The sequence below is a fragment of the Arthrobacter sp. ok909 genome (assembly GCF_900104405.1).
GTDB lineage: Bacteria > Actinomycetota > Actinomycetes > Actinomycetales > Micrococcaceae > Arthrobacter > Arthrobacter humicola.
In genome coordinates this window covers 73,571-89,944 of record NZ_FNJS01000016.1, presented here as the reverse complement: position 1 = coordinate 89,944, position 16,374 = coordinate 73,571, and the positions used below count along the sequence as shown (strand labels likewise).

10 protein-coding genes and 1 tRNA gene are annotated in these 16,374 nt (G+C 65.1%); 7 read left to right on the top strand and 4 right to left on the bottom strand.

Annotation, left to right across the window (positions count from 1 at the left end):
- Window positions 1–12: 12 nt before the first annotated feature.
- Window positions 13–639, top strand: a complete 627-nt coding sequence (locus BLR03_RS14010) for a DUF2510 domain-containing protein (RefSeq protein ID WP_091253541.1) — start codon at window positions 13–15, stop codon at window positions 637–639.
- A gap of 35 nt (window positions 640–674) precedes the next feature.
- Here the strand turns inward: BLR03_RS14010 and BLR03_RS14005 are convergent, their stop codons facing one another.
- Entirely contained in the window at window positions 675–1,112 is a 438-nt protein-coding gene (locus tag BLR03_RS14005; protein ID WP_091253539.1) for a universal stress protein, read from the bottom strand.
- Window positions 1,113–1,558: 446 nt separating this feature from the next.
- A complete protein-coding gene (locus tag BLR03_RS14000) occupies window positions 1,559–2,068 on the bottom strand; it encodes a MarR family winged helix-turn-helix transcriptional regulator (protein ID WP_254788491.1) in 510 nt (169 codons plus the stop codon).
- Between the two features lie 100 nt (window positions 2,069–2,168).
- Here BLR03_RS14000 and bcp point away from each other — a divergent pair, with 100 nt between their 5' ends.
- From bcp to BLR03_RS13970, 6 genes are all read left to right on the top strand, one after another.
- On the top strand, window positions 2,169–2,645 hold the full coding sequence (gene bcp, locus BLR03_RS13995; protein WP_091253536.1) for a thioredoxin-dependent thiol peroxidase: 477 nt from the start codon (window positions 2,169–2,171) through the stop codon (window positions 2,643–2,645).
- Between the two features lie 59 nt (window positions 2,646–2,704).
- A tRNA-Leu gene (locus BLR03_RS13990) sits at window positions 2,705–2,786 on the top strand.
- A 229-nt stretch (window positions 2,787–3,015) separates the two neighbouring features.
- Complete coding sequence (locus BLR03_RS13985) at window positions 3,016–3,684, top strand: fasciclin domain-containing protein (protein ID WP_091253533.1); 669 nt, start codon at window positions 3,016–3,018, stop codon at window positions 3,682–3,684.
- A 212-nt stretch (window positions 3,685–3,896) separates the two neighbouring features.
- Window positions 3,897–5,582 (top strand): ABC transporter substrate-binding protein, encoded by a 1,686-nt coding sequence (locus BLR03_RS13980; protein WP_254788489.1) that lies wholly within the window; start codon window positions 3,897–3,899, stop codon window positions 5,580–5,582.
- Between the two features lie 79 nt (window positions 5,583–5,661).
- Entirely contained in the window at window positions 5,662–7,164 is a 1,503-nt protein-coding gene (locus BLR03_RS13975) for a malate:quinone oxidoreductase (protein ID WP_091253530.1), read from the top strand.
- 204 nt (window positions 7,165–7,368) lie between these two features.
- A complete protein-coding gene (locus tag BLR03_RS13970; protein ID WP_091253528.1) occupies window positions 7,369–10,563 on the top strand; it encodes an efflux RND transporter permease subunit in 3,195 nt (1,064 codons plus the stop codon).
- Here BLR03_RS13970 and BLR03_RS13965 read toward each other — a convergent pair.
- Window positions 10,560–14,846: a Pls/PosA family non-ribosomal peptide synthetase gene (locus BLR03_RS13965; RefSeq protein ID WP_091253525.1), complete on the bottom strand. Its 4,287-nt coding sequence runs from the start codon at window positions 14,844–14,846 to the stop codon at window positions 10,560–10,562. The genes BLR03_RS13970 and BLR03_RS13965 overlap by 4 nt on opposite strands.
- A 15-nt stretch (window positions 14,847–14,861) precedes the next feature.
- Window positions 14,862–16,232, bottom strand: coding sequence for an aspartate kinase (locus BLR03_RS13960; RefSeq protein WP_254788487.1), 1,371 nt, complete (start codon window positions 16,230–16,232; stop codon window positions 14,862–14,864).
- Between the last annotated feature and the right edge of the window lie 142 nt (window positions 16,233–16,374).

Here is a 16,374-nt window from a genome sequence, read left to right as displayed (position 1 = left end):
GGATGAACAGCCATGACCGTCCCGCCCAGCACATCAACTCCCGGTCCTGGCTGGTATCCGGACCCTGCCGGATCGGGCCGGCTTCAATGGTGGAACGGTACGGCGTGGACCGGGCAATTCAACACACCGCAGTTCCAAGGCCCGACCCCGCGACCGGTGGAACCCCGGAGACGCATCAGTGACCGGACACCGGTCTACAACGCGTACGTCTGGACGATCGTGGCCCTGCCGCTCGTGCCCCTCATTCTGCTGATGTTCTGGAACCCGGCGATCCGGTTGCGGACCGTCGGTGCACGGCAGGTCCAGACCGTTGATCCGGCGTCGATCTTTACAACGCCGTACTTCCTGCTGGTGGCCAGCGGCTTCCTGGTGTACGGCGTCTCCGCTCTCCTGGCCTACTTGGACTGGGACAAGCTGCGCAAGGACGGCGTTGTCAGGCCCTTTCACTGGGCGTGGGTATTCCTCAGCAGGGAGGTCTACGTCATTGGCCGTTCCGTGATTGTCCACGAGGTGGCGCCGCGGCGCGGGCTCGCACCGGTGTGGGCCACCATCGGCGTCACGGTTCTCGCGGTGGTGCTGGTCGGCTTCAAGATGTCCTCGCTTGTGGCCACCCTGGCGAACCAAGCCGCGTCAATCTAGGCAGCGCAGACATAGCCTGCGTCCGGGACAGGTGCCTAGCTTTCATCTCTTGTCCGGATGATCAGGAGCGGACACCGGGCGTGGTGAGCCAGCTGGGAGGACACGGAGCCCAGCAGCATCCCCGTAAACCCGCCCAACCCACGGGAACCGACAATCAGCAGGTCCGCTTCGCGCGATGCCTCCACAAGGGCGGCCGCCGCATTGCCCTCGACAAGGCGTCCGGTGACCGGAACCCCCTGATCGGCCACGCGCTCAAGTTCGTCGTTGAGGATTGTCTGTGCGTCGCGTTCGAAGCCGGCGTAGTCCCAGGCCTGACCCGCTGCATCCGTCACGTAGGGGTAGTGCCACGAAGCCAGGACAATCACTTGTCCGTTCCGGAGCTTTGCCTCCTGGATGCCCCAATCGAGGGCTGCTTGAGACTCTGTGGAGCCGTCGACTCCTACGACGACCACGAACGGACTGCTGGTAGCCATGCAATTCCTCCGACCCGGTTGAGGCTCTCTGGTTGAGACCATCATCCTCTCGCGGCCCGCGTCCGGACATCCCCCGAACAGCATGGGAAGCAGGGACTTTAGTCCCTCTCGAGAGCCCGGAACCGCGCGTTGACTGGGAAGGTGCTCCGGGCAACGATCCCGGAACGACACCGGTCCCGCAGACCCGGACCGAAGACCCCCGGGCCAAGTTCCCGGGCGGAAAACTCCACTGTCTGTCATGTCGACTCCCCGATTCCCTGTCTGGGATCGTGTCCAGAGACGTGGGTTCCTGCCGACGCCAGGGCCGGCCTTGCATCGGCCGTGCATCGGCGGGAGGAACGGGGGCGTCGACCCCCTCTAAGGATCAAGGTAATGAACAAGGCTATGAGCAGGACGGCGGGAAGTCTCCCGCCGTCCTGCTCATCTTCGCCTTCCGTGCGGGGTGGCTAGTTCAGCGGGGTGGCATTCGCCGCTAGACCAGGCTCCGTGGCGACGGCCGGATCCGCGGCAGTGACAATGGCCTTGACCTCGGCAGACGTGGACTTGGTGGCCAGCACCCGCACCACCGCTTGAAGCTCCTGGCGCAACACGTCGGGGTCAATCGGCGTCGCGGCGAGCACTGAGCGCTCCATGTCCGCGGCGGCGGTAACGGCCTCGCGGCCTTGGTCTGTCAGCGACACCACCTGGCTGCGCCGGTCCGAGGCGCTGCGCTGCCTCGAAATGTGGCCGTGCGCTTCCAACCGGCTCAGCGTCTTGCCCATGGTCTGGGCCTGAACCCGCACCAGCTGGGCTAGTTGGGCTTGCGTCATCGGCCCGTTTGCCGAGAGCACCTCCATGGCGATCACCCCGGCATGGGTCAGGCCAATGGCCCCCAATTTTTCGTTCCAGGAGTGTTCTACGAGACGTGCTGCCGTGGACAATAGGCGGCCCGTGGGCCAGCGATCCATATCAGGCATACCCAAGAGTATAGCGAGCAGCGGATTCGTCGGGGGCCATTCCGCTCACTACGCTGGATAATCACGCCACTTAACCCCGCACTTCGCCAAGGAGACACCCATGCCTGAACGACTCATCCCCGGTGCTGCAGCACCGGACTTCACCCTCAAGAACGCCGAAGGACAGGAGGTCAGCCTCCGCGACTTCCGGGGCCGGCACACCGTCATCTACTTCTACCCGGCGGCCTCCACCCCGGGATGCACCAAACAGGCCTGCGACTTCAGGGATTCCCTCGCCTCACTGCAGCAGGCAGGCTATGACGTGGTGGGCATCTCCCCCGACCCGGTCGGAAAGCTCGCCAAATTCGCCGCCGCCGAAGGGCTCACGTTCCCGCTTCTCTCCGACGAAGACCACGCCGTCGCCGAGGCCTATGCGGCCTGGGGCGAGAAGAAGAACTACGGCAAGACCTACCAGGGCCTCATCCGCTCCACCATCGTTGTCGATCCCGAGGGCACCGTGACGATCGCGCAGTACAACGTCCGGGCCACCGGGCATGTCGCGAAACTCCGCCGGGACCTGAAGCTCGACGCCGAATAGGTACAATGGAGCCTGGCGTCCGCCGCCGGGGTTCTTCCCCCGGACGACGACGGCGCCGCGCGCGAGTGGTGAAATTGGCAGACACGCAGGATTTAGGTTCCTGTGCCTTCGGGCGTGGGGGTTCAAGTCCCCCCTTGCGCACACACAGAGAACCCCGGTCTTCGGACCGGGGTTCTCGTGGTTTACAGCGGATTTTCCGGGGATTCCCCGGGGTTGGAAAAGAATTTCAAGCCCTCACCCATCCGCGTCCTGCGAGCAGCCGAATACCCATTGAGACACCAACCAAGGGTCGGTGCCCAACAGTCGGGAAAGGGCCGCAGCGGCAAAGTTCGCCGCAGGCAACCATCGGCACAACAAAGGAGAAACCGAAATGCAGACCATCAAGCGCACCACATTCGCCGTTGCAGGTATCGCAGCCGCCGCCATGCTCAGCCTCACTGCCTGCGGCGGATCCAGCTCCAGCGCAGCTCCTGCCTCCTCCGCACCGTCGGAAGCCAGCATGGCGCCGTCCCCGTCCATGAGCACCTCCGCCGCAGCGATGGATCCGGCCGCCAACCTCGTCGGCCCCGGCTGCGCCGCCTACGCCGCCCAGGTTCCCAGCGGTGCCGGCTCCGTCTCGGGCATGGCCCTTGACCCGGTAGCCACCGCCGCGTCCAACAACCCGGTCCTCACCACCTTGACCGCTGCCGTTTCCGGCAAGCTCAACCCCAAGGTCAACCTGGTGGACACCCTGAACGGCAGCGAATTCACCGTCTTCGCCCCGACCGATGACGCCTTCAAGAAGATCGACCCGGCCACGATCGAAGCACTCAAGACGGACGACGCCACGCTCAGCAAGATCCTGACCTACCACGTCGTTGCCGGCAAGATCACCCCCGACCAGATTGTCGGCACCCACAAGACCGTTGAGGGCGGTTCCGTCACGGTGACCGGCACCAAGGATGCCCTGAAGGTCGACGGCGCCAACGTTGTGTGCGGCGGCGTCCAGACCGCCAACGCCACTGTCTACATGGTCGACTCTGTCCTCATGCCCAAGTAAGCAGCATCCAAGCACTCCTGCCCCGGCTCCAGCCTGACTCCCTGGACCACTAGGAGAAGTGATGGCCCGCACCTCGTGGTGCGGGCCATCACTTTTGCGGGCGCATGCGGTCCGTGACGGTGCGCCGCAAAAGATCCCGGACTCCGCCGTCAACTAGACTGGGGCTGTTCCGCAGCCGGCGGACCATCCAGTTCCCAGAGGTGATTCCTTCAGTGCCCAGCAGTACAGTGCCCAGCAGGATAGCGCGGCGTATTGCCGCCAGTATCGGGGCCGTTCTCCTTGTGCTGCCGCTTGCCTCCTGCACCGGCGCCCCCGGCACGGCACCCGGCTCCGTAACATCCTCGGCCGCCCCCAGCGCAGCCCCCACCGCGCTCTTCACCTTCGGCACCGGCTCCGATCCGCTGGGGCTCGATCCCGCCCTGGTCTCCGACGTCGAGTCCTACCGCGTCACCCGGCAGGTCCTCGAAGGCCTGGTCGGCGTGGACCAGACCACCGGTGAGCCCACACCGCTGCTGGCCACCGAGTGGTCCCAGAGCGATGACGGCCGCGCGTACACGTTCAAGCTGCGCGAGAAAGTCACGTTCCAGGACGGGACGCCGTTCAATGCCGCCGCCGTCTGCACCAACTTCAACCGCTGGTTCAACTTCCCCGCGGCCCTCCGCCAGCAGGCCACTGGCACCACGTTCAAGGGCGTTTTCAAGGCCCACGCCGACCAGGCGCCGCTGTCCATCTACAAGAGCTGCACCGCCGTGGCGCCGGACAACGTACGGATCGACCTCACCCAGCCCTTCACCGGATTTCTCCAGGCCCTCACCCTCCCGGCCTTCGCGATGTCCTCCCCGCAGGCCCTCGCCGCCGGACACGCGGACGTCCTGGACCAGAACCGCGGCGGCCAGCCCGTGTCCGCCTACGGCCTCCACCCGGTGGGCACCGGCCCCTACTCCTTTGGCTCCTGGGACACCGGCAGCGTCACCCTGACCAGCAACAAGAACTACTGGGGGGACAAAGGTCAGATCGGGACCATCAAGTTCGTGACCTACGACAACCCGCAGACCCGGATGCAGGCGCTCCTCGACGGCAAGATCGACGCCTACGACGCCGTCACCGTGGGGAACTTCGACCAGCTGGTCAAGAGCGGCAAGCAGATCATCCAGCGGGACCCCTTCTCCGTCATGTACCTGGGCATGAACCAGCAGGTTCCGATCCTGCAGAACCTCAAGGTGCGCCAGGCGATTGAAATGGCGCTGGACAAGGACACCCTGATCCGCCGGTTCTTCATCGACAACACCGCGCAGGCATCCCAGTTCGTTCCGCCCAAGCTCAGCGGCTTCAACAACAACGCCCCGTCGCTCGGCTACAACCCGGACAAGGCCAAGGAACTGCTGGCCGAGGCCGGCTACAAGGGCGAGGAACTGAAGTTCTACTACCCGCTCAACGTCACCCGGCCGTACCTGCCGACGCCGGAGAAGGTGTACGCCGAGATCAGCCGGCAACTGACCGCCGTCGGGCTCAACATCAAACCCGTGCCCGTGGACTGGACCGACGGCTACCTGCAGAAGGTCACGTCGCCCGGCGACCACGCCCTGCACCTGCTCGGCTGGAACGGCTCATACGCCGACCCCGACAACTTCGTTGGTCCGCTGTTCGGCGAGGACACCGGCGAATTCGGCTACCAGGATCCCCAGGTCTTCTCCAAGATCGCCCGGGCCCGCGGATTACCGGACGGCAAGGACCGCACGGCGGAGTACCAGACCATCAATGCGCAGATCGCGGCCACGGTGCCCGCGGTTCCCATTGCCTTCCCGATATCGGCCCTGGCCTTGTCCGACCGGGTCCTGAAGTACCCGGCCTCCCCGGTCTTGAACGAAGTTTTCACAAAGGTCGAGCTAAAGCCTTGACGCCCGGGCCCAATTTCAGTTAGTGGGCCGTGCGGGGATATTCTGTGACAGCCAGAGCCGCTGCTATCGGAGACTGATTGTGACTTTCATTTCCAAGACCCAACATGCCGACGTCGTCCTGATTGGCGGCGGCATCATGAGCGCCACGCTCGGCGCTTTCATCAAGCAGCTTGAGCCGAACTGGACCATCTCGCTGTTCGAACGGCTCGACGAGCCCGGACTGGAAAGCTCCGGCCCCTGGAACAACGCCGGCACCGGGCATGCCGCCCTGTGTGAGCTTAATTACTCCCCCGCAGCCAAAGACGGCTCGGTGGACCCCGGCAAGGCCCTGAACATTAACGAGCAGTTCCAGCTGTCCCGCCAGTTCTGGTCCCACCTCGTCTCGAATTCCCTGATCGGCTCCCCCAAGGGCTTCATCAACACCGTCCCGCACATGAGCTTCGTGATCGGCGAGGACCACTCAAAGTTCCTCCGCACCCGCTATGAGGCGCTCAAGCCGAACCCGCTGTTCCGTTCCATGGAGTACTCCGAGGACCAGGCCCAGATCGCCAAGTGGGCCCCGCTGGTCGTCAAGGGCCGCGACCCCAAGCAGCGCGTCGCGGCAACCCGCGCCGCCGAAGGCACCGACGTCGACTTCGGCGCCCTGACCCGGGAACTGACCACCTACCTCGGCAACAACGGCGTCGAGATCAACTACGGCCACAACGTCAGCGACATCAAGCGCGCGTCCGACGGCGGCTGGGACCTCTCGCTGAAGCACCCCCGCAGCGGCGAGCACGGCTCGATCCACGCGAAGTTCGTGTTTGTCGGCGCGGGCGGCGGCGCCCTCCACCTGCTGCAGGCCTCCGGAATCCCCGAAAGCAAGGGTTTCGGCGGCTTCCCTGTCTCCGGACAGTTCTTCCGCTGCACCGACGAGACCATCGCGGCCCAGCACAGCGCGAAGGTCTACGGCCAGGCATCGGTCGGCGCCCCGCCCATGTCCGTGCCGCACCTGGACACGCGCTACGTCAACGGCAAGCGCTCCCTGCTGTTCGGCCCGTACGCGGGCTTCTCCACGAACTTCCTCAAGAACGGTTCCTACCTGGACCTGCCGCTGTCGATCCGCCCGTCCAACATCATCCCGATGCTGGCCGTGGCCAAGGACAACATGGACCTCACCGCCTACCTGGTCAAGGAGGTCGCCAAGCGCCACGGCGACAAGGTCGAGGCCCTGCGCGAGTACTACCCCGAGGCCAAGGACGGCGACTGGGAGCTCATCACCGCCGGCCAGCGGGTCCAGATCATCAAAAAGGACCCCAAGAAGGGCGGCGTGCTGCAGTTCGGCACCGAGGTCATCGCCGGACGCGATGGCAGCATCGGAGCCCTGCTCGGCGCTTCCCCCGGCGCGTCCACGGCCGTGCCGATCATGATAGAGCTGCTCCAGAAGTCCTTCCCCAAGAACTTCAAGGGCTGGCAGTCCAAGCTCAAGGACATGATGCCCGGCTACGGTATCAAGCTCAACGACAACCCTGAGCTCGCCGCGCAACTCGAGGCCGAGACGGCCAAGACGCTGCAGCTCGAACAGGTCGCCGCCCACAGCTGACCCCGGTCCACAGCTGAACCCGGTCCACAGCTGAACCCTCCGGGCGCGGGCCGCGGCGGCCCCCTGGTTGGGGAGCCGCCGCAACGCTTTAGTTCTTCCCGTTGTGCACCAGGGCTGTGCAGTACATCTGGGCACTACATCTGTGCAGTACGTTTGTGCAGTACATCTGTGCAATACGTCGTCGACCCGCCAGGAGACCATGAGATGTTCCGGCTCGCCAAGCTGTCCCTCGCCAACCGGGCCCTGATCGCGCTGGTCACAGTGTTCGCATCGGTGTTCGGCGTGATCACGATGTCCTCGCTGAAGCAGGAACTCATCCCGTCCATCGAGTTCCCGCAGATCACGGTCATCACCTCGATGCCCGGTGCGTCTCCGGAAGTCGTGGACAAGCAGATCAGCGCTCCGCTGGAAACGGCGCTCAACGGCGTCGAGGGGCTGGAGTCGACGTCGTCCACGTCCCGCAACGGCGTTTCCCAGATCACCCTGGCGTTCACGTACGGCACCAACCTGGACCGGGCCCGCAACCAGATCGACCGGGCCATCTCCAACGCCCAGCAGGCCCTGCCGAAGGACGTCCAGCCGCAGGCCATCGCCGGCAGCATCAGCGACTTCCCGATCGTGTTCCTCGCCGTGTCCTCGGACAAGCCGCTCAGCGAACTCAATGCCGATCTCGCCCGGCTCAGTGTCCCCCGGCTGCAGAAGCTCGAGGGCGTGAGGGGCGCCGACGTCACCGGCGGCGCCACCCAGCACATCCAGATCCTGCCGCGGCCACGGGACATGGCGGCGTCCGGCGCGAGCATCCAGTCCATCAGTGATGCGCTGAAGAACAACGGTTCGCTGGTTCCGGCCGGCACCGTCGAAGAGCAGGGCAAGACCCTCTCGCTGCAGATCGGCAGCCCGGTGGACTCCCTCGAAGCGATCAAAGCCCTGCCCCTGGGCGCCGCCCGCAACGCGGCAACGATCGGCAGCGTTGCCGATGTCAGCCTCGTCGAGGATGCCCGCACCTCAATCACGCGAACGAACGGCAAAGAAACCCTCGCCCTGTCCGTGACCAAGAAGCCCGAGGGCGACACCGTCGCGATCTCCCATGCGGTCAAGGACGCCATCCCCCAGCTCGAGGCCGAACTCGGCTCCAACGCCAAGTTCACTCCGGTCTTCGACCAGGCGCCGTTCATCGAGAAATCGATCAAGGACCTCACCACCGAGGGCCTGCTGGGCCTGGGCTTCGCAGTGCTGGTGATCCTGGTGTTCCTGATGTCCGTGCGCGCGACCCTGGTGACGGCCGTGTCCATCCCGTTGTCCCTGCTGATCACCTTCATCGGGCTTTCGGCGACCGGCTACTCCCTGAACATCCTGACCCTCGGAGCACTCACCATTGCGATCGGCCGCGTGGTGGACGACTCGATCGTGGTCATCGAGAATATCAAGCGCCACCTGAGCTATGGCGAGGACAAGATCACCGCCATTGTGACCGCCATCCGCGAAGTCGCCGGCGCCATCACGGCGTCGACCCTGACCACCGTGGCCGTCTTCCTGCCGATCGCCTTCGTCGGCGATCTGGCCGGTGAGCTGTTCCGGCCTTTCGCCCTCACGGTGACCATCGCCCTGCTCTCCTCGCTGCTGGTCTCGCTGACCATCGTGCCGGTGCTGGCGTACTGGTTCCTGCGCGCGCCCGCCGTCACGGACCCCCCGGCCGGTTCTGCCGCTGGCATTGCCGCCAAGGCGCACGAGGCCGAGCAGCGCACGCTGCTGCAGCGCGGCTACCTGCCCGTCCTGTCCGGGACGCAGCGCCATCCGGTCCTCACGCTGGTCGCCGCCGCCCTGGTGCTCGGCGCCACCGTGGCGATGTCCCCGCTGCTCGCCACCGACCTGCTGGGCCGTTCCGGCGAGAACAGCATGACCGTCCGGCAGGCCCTGCCGGCCGGCACGAGCCTTGCCGATGCCAGCGCTTCGGCCATCCGGGTCGAGAACGTCCTGCGGGGCATCGACGGGATCCAGGACGTCCAGTCCACCACCGGCAACGCCCAGACCGGTTTCTCGGCCCTGCTGTCCACCGGCGCGTCGAATTCGACGTTCACGGTGGTAACGGACGAAAAGGCCAACCAGGACAAGCTCCAGGACACGGTCCGCGGCGAGCTCGCCAAGCTCGGCGACGCAGGCAAGATCACCGTCGGTTCCCAGCAGGGCGGCTTCGGCACGTCCTCCACCGTGGATATCACCCTCAAAGCCGCGACGACCGCCGACCTCCGCACCGCCAGTGACGCGATGGTCAAGGCCATGGACGGGGTCCCCGGCAGCAGCGAGGTGGCCACGAACCTGGCCGCCAGCCAGCCGGTGGTCCAGGTCAAAGTGGACCGGGCCAAGGCCGTCGCGGCCGGCCTGAACGAAGAGCGCGTGGCCGGGGTCCTGGCCGCCACGATCAGCCCGATTCCCGCGGGGACAGTGCGGATCGACACCGATGACTTCCCGGTCCGGATCGGCGAGGGCACCCGCTTCACGAGCATCGACGCCGTCCGGCAGATCCCGCTCCCGACTGCGGCCGGCGCCGTGCCGCTGGGCAGCATCGCCTCCGTGGAACAGGTCGACGTCCCCGTCTCCATCACCGCCAGCAACGGCCAGCGCACCGCGAAGGTTTCCGTGACGCCGTCGGGCGCAAACCTTGGTGCGGTGAGCACCGAAGTCCAGATCCGGCTCACGTCAGTCCAGCTCCCGCCGGGGGTTACCGCCACGATCGGCGGCGCCACGACGCAGCAGGCCGATTCGTTCCGCCAGCTGGGGCTCGCGCTGCTGGCCGCCGTCGCGATCGTCTACGTGATCATGGTGGCTGCGTTCAAATCCCTCGTGCAGCCGCTGATCCTGCTGGTCTCCATCCCGTTCGCGGCGACGGGAGCCATCGCCCTGCTTGTCGTGACCGGGGTGCCGCTGGGGCTGCCGTCACTGATCGGCATGCTGATGCTCGTGGGCATCGTGGTGACCAACGCAATTGTGCTGATCGACCTCATCAACCAGTACCGCCAGCCGCGCAACGGCGAACCCGGAATGAACGTGGCGGACGCGATCACGCACGGCGCCCGCCAGCGCCTCCGCCCCATCCTCATGACAGCGCTCGCCACAGTGTTCGCCTTGACGCCGATGGCGCTGGGCCTGACCGGCGGCGGCGGGTTCATCTCCCAGCCCCTGGCGATCGTGGTGATCGGCGGCCTGATCTCCTCTACCGCGCTCACGCTCATTCTGGTTCCGGTGCTGTACCGGCTGGTGGAAGGACGTCGTGAGCGGAAGGCGCTGCAGAAGTCGCTCCCCCGCGGACGCCATTCCGGGCCGGCCGTGACCGAGGATGTCCCCGACGATTTCCCTGACGATTTCCCCGAGGACGCTCCCGTACCCAGCAGTTCGCGCTAGGAGGGGGATCCCGGTGCCGCAGCCTTGGCCCGCGCTGCCCTGTGTGGCCTGTGGGTTCCCCTCGACAGCCTGAGCAGACCGCCGGCCGGATCGACGGCGTCCCTGTGCCGGGGGCCGGCGTGGCGGGGTCCGCCATTGCGGGGTGCGCCGGGGATTCCGGCAGGACGCCGCTCGGCTGTGGCGGGGGTCATCACTTCGCGCGCCGGGTTGCCGGTATATGTTGCATTTTCCGGGACGTCTTCGCCCTTCATCAGGAGAGCATCGGCCCCCAGCACTGAACCGTCGTGCATTGTCACCCCGTAGTTGACCCACGAATCCACACCCAGGGTGCAGCGGTTGCCGATAACAATGTGGTCGGACTTGAACGTGCCGTCTTCCATGGAGTGGCCCTGAACGTGGGTTCCCTCGTTGAACGTGCAGTCATCGCCAATCGTCACGAGGGTCTTTTCCGGCATGTTCAGGCCGCCGTCGTAGAGCCGCTTTCCCACCTTGACGCCCAACAGTCTCCAGATCACGGGCTTGAAGGGGGTCCCGTTGAACTGCCCCACGGCCAGCAGCTTCCAGAGACGTTCATGCCGCCAGAAGTAGCGGTCGTAGATGGAGCAGTATTGCGGCTTCAGGCGGCGGAAGCCCATGACCGAACGCTCCACCAAGGCGGTAAACAGCACCCGGAACACGAGCAGGCCGAGCATCGAGCCCGCGACGGCCAGCACACCGAGGAAGCCGTGGCCCGCGACGGCAACGGCGCCGAAGAGCGCGGCGGCAAACAACAGGAACCAGCGCACGGCCAGGAACAGCACCATGCTCAGGATGTTGTGCCGGTTCTTGGCCGGCAGGCGCCTGTTCATGGCGTCCGCAATCTTGAGTTCGTCAAACTCCGCGTCACGCTGAACGGACCGGGGAATTTCGAAGGCGGGTGACCCCAGTAGCCCCACATCCCGGCGGACCGGGCCGTCAATCGGGATCATCACCTTCGTGGCCAGCAGACAGTTCTCCCCGACCTGCGCTCCCATCGGAAAAGTGATGCTGTTCCCCAGGAAGTTGCGGCCGGCAATGTGGACCTTGGAGAGCCGGAAGGAGGTGCTGGTGAAATCGGCGTTCATCATGTTCAGGCCGTCCGACACCATGGTGCCGGTTCCTACGGAACTGAGGAATGGCGACTCGTGGGACAGCGTGGGGCCGAAGTTCGATCCTGTTTGTTGCACCTTGCCCAGGTCCCAGCCCAGGACCCGCAGGTAGTGCACGATGTAGGAACTGTCGCCGAAGATGTCCTTGTACAGCCTGACATTCGAGAGACGGGCAATCAACCGATGGATTGAAAAATGCCAGCCGTAGAGCGGATACACCACATCAGGCTTGAGGAAGTGGTTCAGGAAGCGCGGAACGCAGATGACCGTCACCAGGCCGGTGATCAGCCCGACAATGAACAGAACCAGCGTTGAAGCCAGTACATCGGTAAAGAACGTGAAGGCTCCCAGTTGCAGGTGGCCGGTGCTCAGATAGGACGGAAGGAGCGCGGCCAGCAGGAGAACACCTGACGGAACAACCAGGACCAGCCGGTTGAGCAACTGGAGCAGGCTGTAGATGACTCTCCGGCGGGTGCCGCACTGGGCAGCCGGGACCCGCAAGTAATTGGCGCTGGTCCGGGCGGCAGGGGAACCGTGCCAAACCTGTCCTTCGGGCACGGCCTGCGACGTCTGCAGCGATGAAGCATGCCCGAGCTGGGAGTCGTTGCCCATTGATGTTCCGATGTCGAGAGCGGTTCTCTCTGAGACAACCACGTTGCTTCCCAGCGTCACACGGCCCTTCTCGATCATGCCTGACCGTGCCCGGTAGCACAGGAACGAGGAGTCTTTGTGGATCACCGTATTGTCACCGATAGTGAGCAGGTCCGGGCACGCCGGCACCTTCCGAGAGAAGATCACCACCCCCTTGCCAATCTTTGCGCCCAGGAGCCGCAAGTACAGCACATAGAGCGGAGAACCGGCGAACAGGACGAGGGGGTTCGCCCGCGTCAGGGTTTTCACAGTCCAGAACCGGAGATAGCCCGGGCTCCAGATCCGGATGATGCCCGGCTTCCACCGCCCGACGAGAACCCATTTGGCGATGATCGGGGTAACAGATAGGACAACGAACGTGGCGGCACCAAACCCGATGGAGCGCATCCACATGTCAAAGAGGGTGCTTGCCCCCGTCGTCCATTCGTAGCCAACAACCAGCAGCCAGGCGGCATACATCATGTAACCGAAGAAAACCAATAACTGGATTGCGCCGCACAGTCCGTACTGGAATGAGCTCACCGGGGGCATCGGTGCCGGGAGCGCAGTGCCGGTGTTCGGCACGGCCGCGCTGAGAACCGATGCGCTGTGCCTGGCTTCCAGGCACGTGGCGAGCTGCCGGACCGTCGGGTTCTCGTAGATATCCTGCATTGCTGCCGGCGGCAGGGCCGTTTCTTTTCTGATGCGGGCGCAATAGCGCGCCATCAGCAAGGAGTCAGCCCCCAGGTCGTTGAAGAAGTGGGCGTCTGTGGACACCTTGTCAAGGCCCAGCACGGCGCCAAGCTGCTTCGCCAGGGCCTCTTCGGCCGGGCTCGTCGGGGCGGTGTAGGAACCGGCGGCCGCCTGACTGATCCTGTGTTCCGGGCGGGGCAACCGCTTCCTGTCCACCTTGTCACTGGCCATCATGGGAAGGGCATCCAGTTGTTCAAAATAGGCCGGAACCATGTACCCGGGGAGCCTTGTGCGCAGCATCCGGTGAAGGTCATGGGCATCAACGCCCGTGACGTCATGGCGGAGGGTGTAGTAGGCGGCCAGTTCCACCGTTCCGGGTTCCGGTTCATAGGTTTGAACGACTGCCTGCGCAATTCCGGGAAGTTGCAGGAGGACGGATTCTATTTCGCTCAGTTCGATGCGGTAGCCGCGTATTTTGACCTGCGTGTCGATCCGTCCGAAGTACTCGAGCTCTCCGTCGTCGTTGATCCGTCCGAGATCCCCGGTGCGGTAGATCCGGCCGGAGGGGTTGTTCTTGATGCCCAGGAAATCGGGGATAAAGGCTCGTTCCGTCAGGTCCGGCCGGTTGACGTAGCCCCGTGCCAGCCCTACTCCTGCCAACCCGATTTCCCCGGTTTCGCCCGCCGGCAGGGCCCGGGGCTCCACGGGATCAACAATGACGGCCGTGTAGGTGGGCAGGGGCACGCCGAGGGACACGGGTGTGTCCGGGTCAAGGAGGGACCAGGTGGCAGTCACCGTCGCTTCGGTAGGGCCGTAGACATTCAGGAATCGGCGGCCCGGGCGGTGCCAGCGCTGGACGAGGTCCCGCGGGCAGGCCTCCCCGGAGACCAGGAGAAACCGGAGACCGGGCAGATCATCCTCAAGGGTGGCCAGCAGGGTCGGAACACAGCAAAGGGCTGTGATCCGTTTCTCCTGCAGGTATTCCGCGAGCTCGGCCCCCAGCATGCTCGAACGTCCGGGTTTAGGTACCAGCGTCGCTCCCACCATCCAGGCAACCCAGATTTCCTCCACTGAAAAATCAAAGGCGATCGTCATGCCCTGATACACGCGGTCCGTGGGTTCCATGCCGTAGACGTCAGCGGCCACCCGGACAAAATTGCAGATGCTGGCCTGGTCCACCGCCACACCCTTCGGCCGGCCCGTCGAACCGGACGTGTAGATGATGTACGCCAGCTCATCCTTGGTTCCGCCCTTGGCCGCACCGTTCAGGCGCGACGGGTCCTTGGCGTCGACCTGGGCCTGCACATCGTCGAGACACACCGTCACAGCGGCCACCTCGGGCACCAAGTCCTTCAGGTGCGACAGTGACAGGATCATCGCCACATTGGCGTCTTCCACAATGTACTGGAGACGGTCGGGGGGAAACCCTGCGTCCAGGGGAACGTAGGCCGCGTGGATCTTCAGAACGGCGAGCATCGCGACGTAGGCACGCCACGGCTGGTCGAACAGCAACGCAATGCGGTCGCCCGGGCGGGCACCGCAGACCAGGAGATGCCGCGCCAGCTGGTTCGCCCGTTCATCCAGTTGCAGATACGTCAGGACGATGTCCCCTGAATCCACGGCGACCTGACCTTCCAGCCCCTGTTCCCGCAGGCGGTCACAGCGATCCTCAAACAGTTGGTCCAGCCGTTCCCCCCGTTGCCAGCGGGCGGTCTGGTCCGGTGTGGCCGATGTGAGGATCGTTCCCCCCTCAGAACCGCCGTTCACCGACATCTTTCCGCGCAACTCAGGGGGTCGAGTGAGGCCGTTGCCGATCCTCGCGGTCTTGCCCATCCTTTAGCTCCTTCGCTAGAAGTGACGTGCCACGGCTCTGCCGCCTCGCGCGACAGGCGTCCTGTCTTTGCCGGATATCGCAATCCACGTGCCGACCGGGCGGCCACCGGCGGGCACGAGGGTGCCCATGCGACCCGTCACCGCCGCCCCGTCCGCCGTCGCAATGCCAAACGCCAGGCGGACGGCCCGTTCGGCATCCGCGAGCCGGTCGGTGGGCGTAGAGGCCCCCAGGCAGGTCTCCGAGATATCGACCAGATCGAGGCCGACATCGGCGTCGGAAAGGGCCTTCAGGAATGTGCAGAAGATTTCCGGCGAGGACCTCATGCCCAGGCCGGTGACGGACACTCTGCCCATCTCACTGTCGTGCTGCAGGCCCTGAAATCCGATGACTCCCTTGGCCGCGTTCAACACGGCAAGGGCTTGGGCCGCCTGGGCTGCCGGAAGGATCAGGGCAACGTCCGAGCGTCGCGAACCCGGGCCGGCCGGTGTCTGGCCGACCGTCTGGACGTTGGTCCCGGACCGCGAGAGCACTTGGAAGATGCGCGAAATGCTGTCCGGTTCGTCCGGAATGCCAACGACGATGATTTTGGACGCCGAGTTGACCCCGGCTACTGCAGTCACCACGGGTTGCTCGCCTGCCGGCTGGTGCCGCGCACCGCGGTCAAGGCCAGGCAGGATCAAGGTTCCTGGGTCCGGCACGAAAGAGGACCTGACATGGATCGGAATGCCGAACCGGCGGGCATATTCAACGCACCGGAGGTGAAGTACCTTGCACCCGGAGGCCGCGAACTCAAGCATCTCTTCGCTTGAGAGGACGTCCAGCTTGCGCGCAGTCGGGACAACACGGGGGTCCGCGGTATAGACACCGTCAACATCCGTATAGATCTCGCAAATGCCGGCGCCCAGTGCCGCGGCAAGCGCCACCGCGGTGAGATCCGAGCCACCGCGCCCGAGGGTGGTGATTTTCCGCCGCTTCTTGGTTCTGCCCTGGAAACCCGCAACGATCGGCACTTCGCCGCGGGCCAGACTCGTGCGGACACGGCCCGGCCTGACATCAGTAATGTGGGCCTTGCCGTGAATGTTGTCGGTGATAAGGCCGGCCGCGCTGCCGGTGAACGTCCGCGGCACCTGGCCCAGATCTGCCAGAGCGATCGCCAGCAGTGACGAGGACACAAGTTCGCCGATGCTCAGGAGGGCATCGAGGTCGCCGGGAAGCGGCCGGGTGGAAACCTCGGCCGCCAGGTCGCAGAGATCATCCGTGGTGTCGCCCATGGCGGACACCACCGCCACCACCCGGAATCCCTCCTCACGCGTCTTGGCGATCCGCTCGGCGGCCCGGATGATGCCGGCGGCATCGGCCAGCGACGAACCACCGAACTTTTGCACAATGACACTTCCCGGGGGGACACTTCCCGGGGGGATGCCCTGTGTTGCTTCCTCTGGATCGCCATCGTTAGCCGCTGTGGCTTTGCGGGTACCCATTTCTCCCCCGAAATCTACTTCGATTCTTGCGAGCGGTCCTTGCCCC